This window comes from Rothia amarae (genome assembly GCF_042677725.1).
In the GTDB taxonomy this organism is placed as follows: Bacteria; Actinomycetota; Actinomycetes; order Actinomycetales; family Micrococcaceae; genus Rothia; species Rothia amarae.
In genome coordinates, this window is the sequence record NZ_JBHUCN010000014.1 from 20864 (window position 1) to 33747 (window position 12884).

The 12884-nt window shown below is 51.3% G+C and carries 11 protein-coding genes and 1 riboswitch; of the genes, 6 read left to right on the top strand and 5 right to left on the bottom strand.

What is annotated here, in order from left to right:
- Positions 1-99: 99 nt before the first annotated feature.
- The 3 genes from ACFR81_RS09060 to ACFR81_RS09070 are packed head-to-tail and all read right to left on the bottom strand — an operon-like array spanning position 100 to position 4264.
- Complete coding sequence (locus ACFR81_RS09060; RefSeq protein WP_190616907.1) at positions 100-1044, bottom strand: hypothetical protein; 945 nt, start codon at positions 1042-1044, stop codon at positions 100-102.
- A gap of 3 nt (positions 1045-1047) precedes the next feature.
- Positions 1048-2082 (bottom strand): hypothetical protein, encoded by a 1035-nt coding sequence (locus ACFR81_RS09065; RefSeq protein WP_190616905.1) that lies wholly within the window; start codon positions 2080-2082, stop codon positions 1048-1050.
- Positions 2069-4264, bottom strand: a complete 2196-nt coding sequence (locus ACFR81_RS09070; RefSeq protein ID WP_343875737.1) for a S9 family peptidase — start codon at positions 4262-4264, stop codon at positions 2069-2071. The genes ACFR81_RS09065 and ACFR81_RS09070 overlap by 14 nt, the downstream gene beginning before the upstream one ends.
- Before the next feature lie 247 nt (positions 4265-4511).
- A riboswitch (SAM riboswitch) is annotated at positions 4512-4627 on the top strand.
- 115 nt (positions 4628-4742) lie between these two features.
- Here ACFR81_RS09070 and ACFR81_RS09075 point away from each other — a divergent pair.
- Genes ACFR81_RS09075 through ACFR81_RS09085 form a run of 3 tightly spaced genes read left to right on the top strand, consistent with a single transcriptional unit; the run spans position 4743 to position 8003 of the window.
- Positions 4743-6092, top strand: a complete 1350-nt coding sequence (locus ACFR81_RS09075; protein ID WP_343875735.1) for an O-acetylhomoserine aminocarboxypropyltransferase/cysteine synthase family protein — start codon at positions 4743-4745, stop codon at positions 6090-6092.
- A 60-nt stretch (positions 6093-6152) separates the two neighbouring features.
- The gene (gene metX / locus ACFR81_RS09080) at positions 6153-7316 is read left to right on the top strand and encodes a homoserine O-acetyltransferase MetX (protein WP_343875733.1); all 1164 of its coding nucleotides are present in this window, start codon (positions 6153-6155) and stop codon (positions 7314-7316) included.
- A gap of 15 nt (positions 7317-7331) precedes the next feature.
- Positions 7332-8003: an alpha/beta hydrolase gene (locus tag ACFR81_RS09085; RefSeq protein WP_343875731.1), complete on the top strand. Its 672-nt coding sequence runs from the start codon at positions 7332-7334 to the stop codon at positions 8001-8003.
- A 53-nt stretch (positions 8004-8056) separates the two neighbouring features.
- Here ACFR81_RS09085 and ACFR81_RS09090 read toward each other — a convergent pair whose 3' ends face one another.
- Positions 8057-8281, bottom strand: coding sequence for an RNA-binding S4 domain-containing protein (locus tag ACFR81_RS09090; RefSeq protein ID WP_186303172.1), 225 nt, complete (start codon positions 8279-8281; stop codon positions 8057-8059).
- 117 nt (positions 8282-8398) lie between these two features.
- On the opposite strand from ACFR81_RS09090, the gene ACFR81_RS09095 reads away from it, so the two are divergent.
- Positions 8399-9781 carry a glycine--tRNA ligase gene (locus ACFR81_RS09095; RefSeq protein ID WP_068171508.1) on the top strand — a complete coding sequence of 461 codons (1383 nt, stop codon included), beginning with the start codon at positions 8399-8401 and terminating at the stop codon, positions 9779-9781.
- Positions 9782-9866: 85 nt separating this feature from the next.
- Here the strand turns inward: ACFR81_RS09095 and ACFR81_RS09100 are convergent, their stop codons facing one another.
- Positions 9867-10493, bottom strand: coding sequence for a GNAT family N-acetyltransferase (locus ACFR81_RS09100; protein WP_343875728.1), 627 nt, complete (start codon positions 10491-10493; stop codon positions 9867-9869).
- Positions 10494-10681: 188 nt separating this feature from the next.
- Here ACFR81_RS09100 and ACFR81_RS09105 point away from each other — a divergent pair, with 188 nt between their 5' ends.
- Positions 10682-11647: a GNAT family N-acetyltransferase gene (locus ACFR81_RS09105; RefSeq protein WP_343875726.1), complete on the top strand. Its 966-nt coding sequence runs from the start codon at positions 10682-10684 to the stop codon at positions 11645-11647.
- A 256-nt stretch (positions 11648-11903) separates the two neighbouring features.
- Entirely contained in the window at positions 11904-12773 is an 870-nt protein-coding gene (locus tag ACFR81_RS09110) for a DUF2382 domain-containing protein (protein WP_068171499.1), read from the top strand.
- The last annotated feature ends 111 nt before the right edge of the window (positions 12774-12884 follow it).

Here is a 12884-nt window from a genome sequence, read left to right on the forward strand (position 1 = left end):
CAAAATCTATCAGCAACGATATAAGTGTAGGAGAGCAGATGTCGCTCTTATGGCGCAGGCGGATACTAAGCGCGGTTTAAGGATGCGGTTCTTTTCTTTTTAATAGAATAAAATCAGGTCATTTCGAACTCGGTCAAAATACGCTGAAGCGCGTCCTTGATGCACGGGGATCTCGGAGAGGATCTCGGGAAGAGTAGAATTCTTCTCTGTTGGTTTTCTCGAAACCATCAGCTTTTCCGGAGCTCCTGCGGGATAATCGAAAAAGAATCTAAAAAATACGCTGGAACGTGGTTTACCGAATTGCATTGCCAAAATAGCGTCCTCCTCTTCCTGAGGAGCATCCTCAAAAGTGATGGTGTACAGTAACTCCCCACATTCTGAGGCATTGAGGGGAGTATCTAACTCAAATGAAAACATCTTGAATTTTTCATGCCATTTGAGAGAGCCACCGTGATGAATTTCTATATTCTCAACATCGGTGCCAACAGGAGCCCAGATATAATCACAAGAATCTTCTAATGCCCGAAAGACGAGATTGCACCGTATCTTATAGCTGCGAAATTTTTTATCAACGTAAACATCGTAGAGCGTGGTAGTGAAATCAAACCGAGGAATACGTTTTTCATCAGGAGGTGTTTCTTGAGTTGCATTAAGCGCAATGAGATCAGATATTTTCTGCGCAACATGTGAATCGATAGGAAACGTTTCGGTAAAAAGACGGAGGGTATCAAGAGTGAGTCGTTCACCAAGAATTGCCCGCCGTACGCGATCTTTGTACCGGTTCGGTGGAGACTCGATTCCATACCGGGACCATTCAGAGGCTGAAATAGCACGAGAAATAGCTCGATAACTCAACACATTTTTATCTGTGGCTATGTTATCCGAAATATAGCGGGACCATATTTTGTGAGTGGAAGGTTCTAAGAGGGCATCCCGTAGCAACAGACTTGCCTGATTGGTATGGGCAGGAGAAGAGGTTTGCGGCTGAAGCTGAGAGAGAAAAGAATTTACTCGTTGATCAATTTTTTCGCGCTTTTTTGTCATGCTTTACTCTTTGGTCGATCCTGGGACAAGAACATTACCTCGCATGTTTATATCCCCGAATTTCCCGTCGGGGCGTCGTATCGGCCATATGAATCCGCAGTAAGCTTTATGAATCACTGGATAATGCATTGAATAATGGGTATGACCGGGGGAAAGAATTTCCTCCACGACGGGATTTTCATAGGCATTGTCATCCCAAAAACAATGACGAATTACTGCGGGTCCCTCGTCGAAAATAAGCAAAGTGGTGACATTGAACTTTGGTCTTTCTGAAGCACCAATTCCAAAGTGATTGACGAAGTCTGGGTTGTCTTCGACCTGTTCTTGTACGTATGCCCGTACATGTAGACGGTGAATCTCCCCTTTAGCGAGAGGGTAAGGGGCTTCAATGACGAGATTATAAATATCATTTTCTTCGTTTTCTGCCCCCGCCTCATACTCGGTAGTAATCTTTTTGAGTTTTCCGCCTTCGACAATTTCAATATCTAAACCAGCGCCTTCAAAGAGCGGATTGAAATATTGCAATTTATCGTGCTCGACCATTACCACCTCAACAAAATCAAATTGCCGAATGAGACCATCTTTATTGATAGTAAGAGTGAGAGTTTCCGAGAGGGTGACGTATTCGCGCTTAGGATCTTGCCGTCGGGCATGGTTGGCATGACGGGAAACAATCGATTTATCGAGGTAGCGGTGATGCACGATAGCGCGCCAGAGTTCATCGGCTTCGGATGCTGTAAAACCAAATGCGGAGATAAATCGCATTGCTGTGCGGTCAGTGAGCATTTCACCTTTGAGCGCACGGCGGATTGAATCCTTGTACTGCTCAGGTGCTATCTCGTGACCGGCGGCATCGGAGAGTTCGTATGCCATGAAGGTTGCCACAGCACGAATGTTGACGCCTTTTCCCCGACGGCGTTGTACGAACTGCCCCCACATATCTCGGTAGGGAGCTTGCATCAGAAGACTTTCGAGAACTTCATGGGGGAAACGGGGAGCAACGGAGTGAGACGCGGGGGCGTATTCAGTTGGACTCATTCCAACCATCCTGGTCGAGCAAGTATGTCAGTGCAAAAGCGTAAATCCAGGCGGTTTCTTTCCACTGCGTGTACCGCCCTGAGCCGCCGCCGTGACCGCCGTCCATCTCAATTTTGAGTAATGGTGTAGGGGAATCGGGTGAAATTGTTTCTCGCAGTTTTGCCACCCATTTGGCTGGCTCAACGTAGAACACACGAGTGTCATTAAGACTGGTCACCGCAACGATAGGCGGGTAAGTTGCCTGGCGGATATTCTCGTAAGGAGTGTACGACTTCATGTAGGCGTAGACTTCAGGGTCTTCGATGGGGTTACCCCATTCTTCCCATTCCAGCGCAGAGAGAGGCAGATTGGGATCAAGAATGGTGGTCAAGGCATCGACGAAAGGAACATCGGCAATAGCCGCACAGTATTTTTCCGGAGCGAGGTTAAGGGTCGCACCTATCAAAAGACCCCCTGCGGATCCACCGTGGATGGCAATACGCTGGGCGTCTACCCAGTCCAGGTGTCCTAAGAATTCGGTGGCGTCGACAAAGTCAAAAAAAGTATTTTTCTTCTGAAGTTTCTTGCCGTCCTGATACCAAGACCGCCCCAGCTCACCGCCACCGCGAATATGGGCGACAACAAAGATGACACCGCGGTCGAGCAGGGATAGGCGGGGAATCGAAAAATAGGGGTCGACCGAGACTTCGTAGGAGCCATAGCCGTACTGCAACACCGGATTTTCTCGGGACTTATCGAGATCAGCCCGATGCACCACCGACAGCGGAATCATCTTTCCATCGCGCGCAGGAGCCCACATCCGATAGGCAAGGTAATCCTCGGAGTCAAAGCCCCCAAGAACCGGCGTCTCTCTGCGTAGAATTAGTGATTCTTGTTCTGGAAAATAATCAAAGATACGGGTAGGAGTTACCCATGAGGTGTAATTAATGCGGACGACGGGCGAATCGACCGAAGTGCTCAGTACCCCGGTAGTGTAAATTTCTTCGGTAAAACCAGCGGGCTCAGTGAAAGTAAGACCGGCGGGGGAATCCGTTACCTTCAGCTGCGCAAGAGCATCTAAAGAAGCCAGGAAAACTTTGACCGTGGTATCTTGGCGAGCAGTTACTACTAGATGGCGCGACGAAAAGGAGACTCCCTCCACACGCACGTCGTCACGATGGGGCATTACCTTAATCCACTGCTGCCGTAAGTCTGAGAATCCTAGCCCGGTGGGCATCGGAGAGAGCACTATCTCTGAGTTAATCGCCTCGAAATCGTGCACCATGATGAGATATTGTTGCCCCGCTATGATGATGGGTTCAACGCTGTATTGCACACGCTCTGTCCGCGGAATCACGACCATCGGTGTGGTACGAAGATTGTCTGTGGGCACCAAGCGAACCTCAGTGAATTCGGAAGAGAACGACGTGAGCACCACATGAGTTCGGTCTTCTGAAAGATTAGCTTCGAGCCACATCCCTTGATCGGGTTCCTTGAAGAGCACGATATCTTCATCCGAGCTGTTGATTTTGTGTGCGCGAATTTCATAGGGGCGCCACGAGTCGTCGACCAAGGAATAGATGAGATAGGTGGCGTCGGCAGTGAGAAAAGCACCAGCAAAAATATCTTCGAGACGATCCGAGCTGATTTCTCCGGTGTTCAGATTCTTGAAGTACTGCGTGTAGCGCTCGTCGCCGGCGTCATCGACGCCGAAGGTCAGGAGCTCACCATCGAGCGAGGGCTCAAAGGAACCAAGCGAGAAAAAAGGTAAATCAGCTGCGAAAGCATTGCAATCGAGCAGAGTTTCTTCTCCCTCTAACTGCTGATTCGATTCAACCAGCGGAGGGGTGAAACGTTCCTCTACGCTTCCTTCTCGAACCGCTGGGACGCGGCACATCAGGGGGTACTGTTGCCCCTCGACCGTGCGTGAAAAATACCACCAGTTGCCCTTACGGGTGGGCACCGATAAATCGGTCTCTAGTGTGCGACCTTTGATTTCATCAAAAATGGTTTGGCGCAATGGTTGTTGCTGGGCGGTAACCTTTTCGCAGTATTCGTTTTCCGCTGTGAGGTAATCGATAACCTCTGACTTCTCTTTCTCTCGCAACCATTCAAAAGAATCGTAAAAAGTATCGTCATGAAAGACTCTGGTAGTCATCTGCTGACGCGCACGAGGCGCAGGCAACGGAGAAAAAGTAGTCATAAGAAGTCCCCTCTAGTTGTGATGCAACCCCATGTTGGGTGTTCATGGCTATATCCCCATTTTAGACGCTATTCAAATAGTTCGGTTCTAGAGCATCGGCGTGCTTTGAGCAAATACATATTTTTGGCACCGCGAATGTTAACTCTATGACAAAATATGACGCCGAAATTCTGAGGGTCAGAAATGTTCGACATAAAACTCTGCCCTCCTTGACCCTCCCTAGCCTCCTTTGGCTAGCATGAAAGCAGGTCAAGAGAACCAGTGTTAAGCCCCAGCTTACTGGTCGGCAACCCTCCTCTCGCGGTGGGGTGCCCTGGGTGATGACCGGGTACACCTCACCGGCGGGGTGTGCAAGCGCGGGACCGATGCCCCATCTTCTTTGGGGACATACCTACCATCAATAATCTTTGTTGCGATCACTAGACACCCTAAAGATTTGGCATGCGGTTCCAACGTCTACAACCTATTTGGAGCAAGCATGACTAACGAACAGAACGCCATACCCACTCCTTCGCAGCCTGAAGGATGGAAATTCGAAACGAAACAAATTCACGCAGGACAAGAACCTGATTCGGCAACCGGCGCCCGTGCCCTACCGATTTACCAATCCACCTCGTTCGTCTTCAAGGATTCAGAGCAGGCGGCTAATCGCTTTGCCCTGGCAGAACTGGGGCCCATCTATACCCGCATTAACAACCCCACTCAAGAGGCAGTCGAAAACCGAATCGCCGCTTTGGAAGGTGGCGTAGGAGCACTTTTACTTTCTTCGGGGCAAGCGGCAACGACGAACGCTATCTTGAACGTGGCAGGAGCAGGCGACCATATCGTCGCGTCCCCTTCTCTTTACGGCGGATCCTTTAACCTGCTCAAATACACCCTGGCTAATTTAGGTATCGAAACTACGTTCGTCGCTGATCCTCTCAATATCGAGGACTGGAAGAACGCGGTGCGCCCCAACACCAAGGCGTTCTTTGGCGAAACGCTGCCTAACCCTCGGGGCGATGTCTTTGATATCGAGCCGATTGCAGAGGTCGCCCACGAGGCAGGCGTACCTCTTATTGTCGATAACACCATCCCTACCCCTTTCCTCTTAAACCCTTTCAAATTTGGCGCAGACATCGTGGTACATTCCGCCACCAAATACCTTGGCGGACACGGAACATCGGTGGGAGGAGCCATCGTAGATTCGGGTAATTTCGACTTTGGGAAAGACCCCGAGAAATTCCCCCTCTTCAACACACCAGATGAGGGTTACCACGGGCTGGTCTACGCCCGCGATTTAGGTAAGAACGGCGCATTCGGCGTCAATCTCTCTTACATTCTCAAAGCGCGCGTAGGGTTGCTCCGCGATTTGGGGCAGTCTATATCTCCTTTTAACGCGTTCAACATAGCAATTGGGCTTGAAACTCTTTCGTTACGCGTCGAACGCCATATAGAAAACGCCACTAAGGTAGCGCAATTCCTCGAAAATCACGACGCCGTGGAATCGGTGCAGTGGGCGGGGCTAGAATCATCGCCCTACTACGAGCTCAAGCAGAAGTACATTCCCCGTGGCCCCGGCGCCGTCCTCGGGTTCACTCTCAAGAATGCTGATTCAGCAAAAGCGCAGAAGTTCGTAGATGCGCTCCAACTCCACTCGCTGTTGGTGAATATTGGCGACGTGCGTTCGCTGGCGGTTCACCCGGCATCGACCACTCATTCCCAGTCCAGCGTAGAAGAACTCGAAGCATTGGGAATCAATCCCGCTTTCGTGCGCCTCTCTGTAGGTATCGAAAATATTGACGATATCTTGGCGGACCTGGAATTGGGATTCTCCGCCGTAGCCTAAAAGTATGTGTGCGCTGACCGGCGTTATCGCGCGCCGTGAGTTTTCGAAGGAGAGAACGTCTTGACGATTGCCCCCACCCAACCGCAGCAGGTGAAAACACCGCAGAACGGGCTAGTTCAAACGTGTGAAATTGGCAGCCTCACCCTAGAATCCTTAGAGATCATTCCCCAGGTCACTCTGGCGTTTGAAACCTGGGGGGAGCTCAATGAACACCGCGATAATGCTGTTCTCATTTTGCACGCGCTCACCGGCGATACACATGTTTCCCGGGCGAACATAACCGAGGATTCCCATACCACCAGCCCCGCCCAAGCGGCGGGCTGGTGGGAGGGGATCGTGGGCCCCGGTTGCGTGATTGATACTGAAAAATACTTTGTTCTAGCTCCCAATATTCTGGGCGGTTGCTACGGCTCTACGGGGCCGTCATCACCTACCCCTGAATCTATTGATTCATCGCGAAAGCCGTGGGGGTCGAGGTTTCCTCTGGTAACAATTCGAGATACTGTCCATGCTGAAGCGCATCTGGCGGATGCCCTGGGGATAGAAACTTTCTACGCCGTAGTGGGCGGTTCGTTAGGCGGCGCTCGCGCTATGGAGTGGGCACTCACTTACCCGCACAGGGTAGAGCACTGTGTCGTCATTGCGTCAGGTCCCTCTGCTACAGCCGATCAGATTGCTTGGGCACAGTCACAAAACCTCGCGATTTCCCTGGACCCGAATTTTGCCGGCGGAGACTATTACGATGGATTACCCCCTGAAGGTGGCTTAGGTCTTGCTCGGCGCATCGCGCACACCACCTATCGTTCAGCCCCTGAACTCCATTTTAGATTTGGCCGAGTGGCCCAACATGGGGAGCGACCACTGCAAAAATGTCAGGCAGGGGAGCGGGGACGCTACGCCGTTGAATCCTATTTGGATTATCATGCGAAAAAACTTGCGGACCGCTTCGATGCCAATAGCTATTTGGCGATTAATAATGCGCTAATCAGCCACGACATCACACGCGGACGGGGCTCCCTGACCACTGCTTTGGCAGCGTCAACTTGTGAATGGAATATCGCCTACGTTGATTCGGATCGTCTCTTTTATCCCTCGGAATCTATCGTCATGGCTGCTTCGCTACCTCAGCCGGGGGAAGCTACGGCGATTCTTTCGCCGTCGGGGCATGACGGGTTTTTGATTGAAACCGATCAGATCGAACGGGTCTTACGCCGTACCTTCTAAGGTAAGCTGGCGAGCATGAATTTCGTTATTGAATACTCCAACCGTCCTGAAGAGCGCGAAGGTACTCACCTGATTCTCATGCTTCACGGGTATGGTTCCAACGAGCGTGACCTCCTGCAGATTGGTGAAATGCTCGGCGGGTCAGTGACCTACGCCGGTCTGCGTGCGCCTCAACCTGTGGGTACTCCGCTGTCCGAGGTAGGGGACACCGCAATCATCCCCGGCGCTGCTTTTGGCTACCAGTGGTATCCCTTGACGAACGCCTTGGAATCGAATCAACGTGCGGTGGAACTTGCGACCGACTACGTGATTGATTTTCTAGAACAGGAAACCACACGTTATGAGGCAGTGACCCTGATGGGGTTCTCACAGGGCATGGCAATGGCGACGTCGGTGGCGCGCCGTCGTCCAGACCTCGTCCATGCAGTCATTGGTTGCAGTGGGTTTGTGATTCCTGACGGTGAAGACTATTTCAAGGATACTGAGTTTAAGGCGAAGAACATGCCAGTTTTCTACGGTCGTGGTGATGCCGATACCGTTATTTCTCCCGAACGTGTGGACTTTGCAACGAACTGGCTCAAAGAGAACGCACAGGTGGAACTGCACGTCTACCAGGGATTACCCCACTCTATTAACCCTGAAGAAGTACGAGATATCGCCCGCTTTATGCAGAAACATATTCTCTAATATTTTAGAAGTCCGCCAAGAGGAGTGCTTGGCGGACTTTGGGGTAGAACATCTTAGTTTTCTACGGTCACCCGTGCAGCGAATCCGTTGAGTTCGACGACGTCGCCGTCGTGTAGCTGCTTTCCGCGTGCTTCTTCAATGTCGCCGTTAACTTTCACGAGACCATTTTGAATGACTTCGCGTGCCTGTGCGCCGTCTTCGACTAGATTTGCCAGTTTGATGAACTGGCCTAAGCGAATCATGTCGTCCCGAATCAATACTTCTTCAATTTCATTCATGCCGCTCATTCTATCGGGTGTGAGCTAACTGTTAGGCTGGAAGTAGCGCAAGAGCGCGCAAGACATTTATCCAACCCCTGCACGTCGTATCCAGCGGCGGAGTACTAGGAGTAAAGCATGGCAGCTAAATCCACCCTTGATAACGTCATCACCCTGGCTAAGCGCCGCGGGTTTGTTTTCCAGGCAGGTGAGATTTACGGTGGTACCCGCTCAGCATGGGACTACGGCCCCCTCGGCGTGGAACTGAAAGAGAACATTCGTAACGAATGGTGGAAGACTTTCGTGCGCGGGCGTGAGGACATGGTGGGTCTTGACTCATCGGTTATTCTTCCCCGCGCAGTGTGGGAGGCATCCGGCCACGTAGCGACTTTCACCGATCCGTTGGTGGAGTGCCTCTCCTGCCACACCCGTCTTCGCCAGGATCACTTGCTGGAGGCTTTTGAAGATAAGCACGGCAAGGCTCCTGAAAATGGTATGGCAGATATTAACTGCCCCAAGTGCGGTAATAAGGGTCAGTGGACTGAGCCTCAGAACTTCTCCGGTTTGATGAAAACCTACCTGGGTCCTGTTGATAATGAAGAGGGGCTGCACTACCTGCGTCCTGAAACCGCTCAGGGTATTTTCGTGAACTTCAACAACGTCGTCACTGCTGCTCGCAAGCGCCCTCCTTTTGGTATTGGGCAGATTGGTAAGGCGTTCCGTAACGAAATCACTCCCGGTAACTTCATTTTCCGCACCCGCGAATTTGAGCAGATGGAGATCGAGTACTTCGTTCACCCCGACGACGCTCAGCAGCACTTCGATACCTGGGTTGAGGATTGCTGGAACTGGTTTGTTGACCTGGGCATTAACCCCGACAACATGCGTAAGTTTGATGTACCTGAGGACGACCGCGCGCATTACTCCGATGGCACTATCGACCTCGAATACAACTTCGGTTTCCAAGGCAACGCCTGGGGCGAGTTGATGGGTGTTGCTAACCGCACCAATTACGACCTCGGCGTCCACAACGAGCATTCCAACGCTAAGCTGGAATATTTCGACCAGGGAACCGGTGAACGCTACGTTCCTTACGTGATTGAACCGTCCTTCGGGCTGACCCGCGCGATGATGGCGTTCTTGGTTGATTCCTATGTTGAGGACGAAGCCCCCAACACTAAGGGCGGCGTTGATAAGCGCACCGTACTCAAGCTTGATCCCCGCTTGGCACCGGTCAAGGCCGCAGTTCTTCCTCTGTCTAAGAAAGAAGAGCTGACACCGACCGCAGAGAAGCTGGCGGCTGAACTGCGTAAGAACTGGAATATTGACTACGATACGTCGGGAGCTATCGGACGCCGCTACCGCCGTCAGGACGAAATCGGTACTCCATTCTGCATCACCGTTGACTTCGATACTCTCGAAGACCAGGCAGTGACGATTCGTGAACGCGACACCATGAACCAGGAGCGCGTTGCACTAGATCAGGTCAAGAGCTATCTCGCATCTAAACTTGTAGGCTAGTAGCCGTCTTTATAGAAATGCCCCCGTGCTGAGAACTAACTCGGCATGGGGGCATTTTTACAATGAAGCAGGGGGACAGAAAAAATCAGATCGAGACGGTGGCGAGGGTAGGTGCACTGATCATGTCTGGATTTTTCAAGCTCTCCCAATCTTTGCGAAGAATTGATTTGATAATCGAATCATGAAAGGTGCCGTTGTAATAGAGTGTTTCGCGCAGTCGCCCCTCGGTCACAAAACCACAGGAGGAGTAGACGTATCGCGCACGCTTATTGAAATCGTAGACTTCCAAAGAAATACGGTTGAGACCGAGTTTCTCGAAACCGTAGTCCACCATGAGACGGGTGGCTTCGGTTCCCAAACCGCGACCGCGGCCACCCTCGCCAATTGCAATACGGTAATTGACGGATTTGTTGCGAGGGTCGTATTCGTTAAAAACTAATTCACCCACATACTGCTGGGTGTCTTTGCAAAAAATCGCTAAATCGAGACGGTTCTTCTGCTGGTTTCGTGTTTCATACCAGTGTTGAGCTTCTGAGAAGCTGTGCTCTTCTTCTGCTTGCTCCATGGTGTGTACTGATCCCGTCTTAACCAGTACCTCAGGATCTTTCAAGATCTCGACCATCGCGGAAGTTGCTTCATCGTTAAAGGGGCGAAGCTCTACTAGAGAACCAGTGAGCGTGGGCTTGGATAAGAACATATCTGCAATAGTCATATTCTTACCCTACGGAACTCTCAGATACCTTGGCAAAAGATTGCTTTAAACTGCACCGACGTGCATATGAACACTTGGTGAACCACCTCTTCTCAGCCAGCAGATGGAGCCTTTCCACTTTAGTTTTGCCTGCGCTAAAGTTGAGTGAAATTGGAATTTGACCCATCTAAGAAATGATTTCCCTCCCGATGAAAAATGATTTGACTTTTCGCCCCTGGCAAGAGGGCGACGACCTCGAGCTACTCCAAATTTGGCCCGACGCCGAAAGCACTTCAGCGGCGACTTTCCGTGCGTCTTTCGCTCCGGATTCTGACGAATCGCCCTGGCGTCGCACCATTGTCGCTGAGCATAAAGGGATAGCGATTGCCGCTGCAACTGTCTATGAAACGTCCCTGCATGCTGAGCATCTATGGGCATATGTTGAGGTGGCGCCCGACCATCGCCGGGGCGGGATTGGCACCGAACTGTTAGAACGCCTGCGTAGGCTGGCGCAAGACTCTCCTTCGGGAGTAGTCTCGCTTCGCTCAAAAGTTGATGTGGAATCCGATGCCGTTGAATTTGCGTTAGCCCAAGGTTTCAAGAAGATTCAGCGCACGCGCGTCGTTCGAATAGAGGCTGGGGCTGTTCCCGGTGTACCCCTCCACCAGAACGAGGAGGGTGAAATGACTCAAGCAATTGAAGATATAGCTACCGGCTCTGTAGAACTCACTCAAAAGGTCTGGGATTTCTATCAGCGTTCGCATCAGTGGGACCCTCCGGCGCAGACGTCGCTGGGCCGCGTGAACAGGCTTTTCCTCTCCGATGAGGCAGAGGCATTCGGCGCATTGGTTCTACGAGATGATGTTCTCTCGGCGCGAGCAAACGGGAAAAAAGGTGACATCAAAGTGTTCGCCGTCAGCTACCGTCCGCTAGAGCACGACATGCCGGGATTTGAGGTAGAGGACGATGCGGCTACCGAGGTTCTGCTGGGATACGACTTTGACTATCCCCAGGCCCGAGAGGCAATCCTGCAGATGCTTTCACCCCTGGCTGCCCAGTATCCCGTCACTGTGGAGGTCACCGAGTCGATGGAAGACCTATCCATCTTGATTGATCAGCTCATAAAGATGGGGGCTGCATCGGTGGTGGAGAACTCCTTCGTGGTCGTAGATTAAATTTTTCGAATTATTCGTTGAGCGGATTCAACCTCGATTTATCCGGTGTTTCAACTTGTAAAACTAGGGTTTTGGGTGGCTGAGAGCCCTGTAATAAATCGTAAAATCAGGAAACTTACTATCAGTACGCTTAGTTTGAGTTGCAAAACGATGATGAGCATGCTTATGATATTTCTGGTCGATGCGTCAGACCGAAGTTCGGTAAACGAATGAACTTCGGAAATCCGTATCAAAGCAAAGTTAGAAAGAGGAAACAATGACTAACGCAAACACTATTGAAAACCTGAAGCGTTCCACCGTCTTTTCACAGGACGGCGAGAAAATCGGTAAGGTCGGCGTTGTATACGTAGACGCTGATACTTCAGAGCCTACTTTCGTAACCGTAAACACCGGTCTGTTCGGCACCAACGAATCCTTCATTCCTGTCAACCAGGCACAGTACAACGGTGACGACATCACCGTTCCTTTCAGCAAGGAATTCGTCAAGGACGCTCCGAACATTGCTGAAGACGGCGAACTTTCACCTGAAGAAGAACAGCGCATCTACGACTACTACAATGGTCACTCAGGCATCACCAACGAGCGTCGTGAAAACCACGCTGGTGTAGCAGGCGCAGGCACCGCAGCAGGTGTTGCTGGTGACCGTCACGCAGACCACACCGACCGTCACGCAGCTGCTGGTGTAGACCAGGATCGCCGCGAAGCTCATGCTGGCCGCGACGGCGACGTTGTAGCTCACGAAGAGCGCCTAAACGTTTCCAACACCGCAACTGCTCGCGAAACCGGTCGTGTTCGTCTGCGCAAGGTTGTTACCACCGACACCGAGACCGTTGAGGTTCCCGTACGTCGCGAAGAAATCCATGTAGAGCGCGAGAAGATTGATCCTAACTCAGCAGAGGCACGCACCAACGCTGGCTACGACTTCAAGGAAGGCGCAGAGGACGTAACCGTAACCGCTTACGAAGAGCGACCCAACGTTACCGTAGACACCGTTGCTACCGAGCGCGTCAACGTTTCAAAGGACGTTCACACCGACACCGAGCGTGTACAGGGTGAAGTTCGCAAGGAAGAAATCCGCGTTGAAGGCGACGATGTAGATGCTCGTGACCGCAAGGATCGCATCTAATTTTGATTGCCTCAGGCAAACTTATTAGCTAAGCATTAAAAGAGTCTCCCATTCATTCGAGTGGGAGACTCTTTGTATAAGAAATACTTTTCAAATATAAACTTTTAAAGT

Excerpts from the sequence above, each read along its gene's own strand:
- ACFR81_RS09060 (WP_190616907.1), bottom strand. The coding sequence starts at position 1,044 with ATGACAAAAAAGCGCGAAAAAATTGATCAACGAGTAAATTCTTTTCTC.
- ACFR81_RS09065 (WP_190616905.1), bottom strand. The coding sequence starts at position 2,082 with ATGAGTCCAACTGAATACGCCCCCGCGTCTCACTCCGTTGCTCCCCGT.
- ACFR81_RS09070 (WP_343875737.1), bottom strand. The coding sequence starts at position 4,264 with ATGACTACTTTTTCTCCGTTGCCTGCGCCTCGTGCGCGTCAGCAGATG.
- ACFR81_RS09075 (WP_343875735.1), top strand. The coding sequence starts at position 4,743 with ATGACTAACGAACAGAACGCCATACCCACTCCTTCGCAGCCTGAAGGA.
- ACFR81_RS09085 (WP_343875731.1), top strand. The coding sequence starts at position 7,332 with ATGAATTTCGTTATTGAATACTCCAACCGTCCTGAAGAGCGCGAAGGT.
- ACFR81_RS09090 (WP_186303172.1), bottom strand. The coding sequence starts at position 8,281 with ATGAATGAAATTGAAGAAGTATTGATTCGGGACGACATGATTCGCTTA.
- ACFR81_RS09095 (WP_068171508.1), top strand. The coding sequence starts at position 8,399 with ATGGCAGCTAAATCCACCCTTGATAACGTCATCACCCTGGCTAAGCGC.
- ACFR81_RS09100 (WP_343875728.1), bottom strand. The coding sequence starts at position 10,493 with ATGACTATTGCAGATATGTTCTTATCCAAGCCCACGCTCACTGGTTCT.
- ACFR81_RS09105 (WP_343875726.1), top strand. The coding sequence starts at position 10,682 with ATGAAAAATGATTTGACTTTTCGCCCCTGGCAAGAGGGCGACGACCTC.
- ACFR81_RS09110 (WP_068171499.1), top strand. The coding sequence starts at position 11,904 with ATGACTAACGCAAACACTATTGAAAACCTGAAGCGTTCCACCGTCTTT.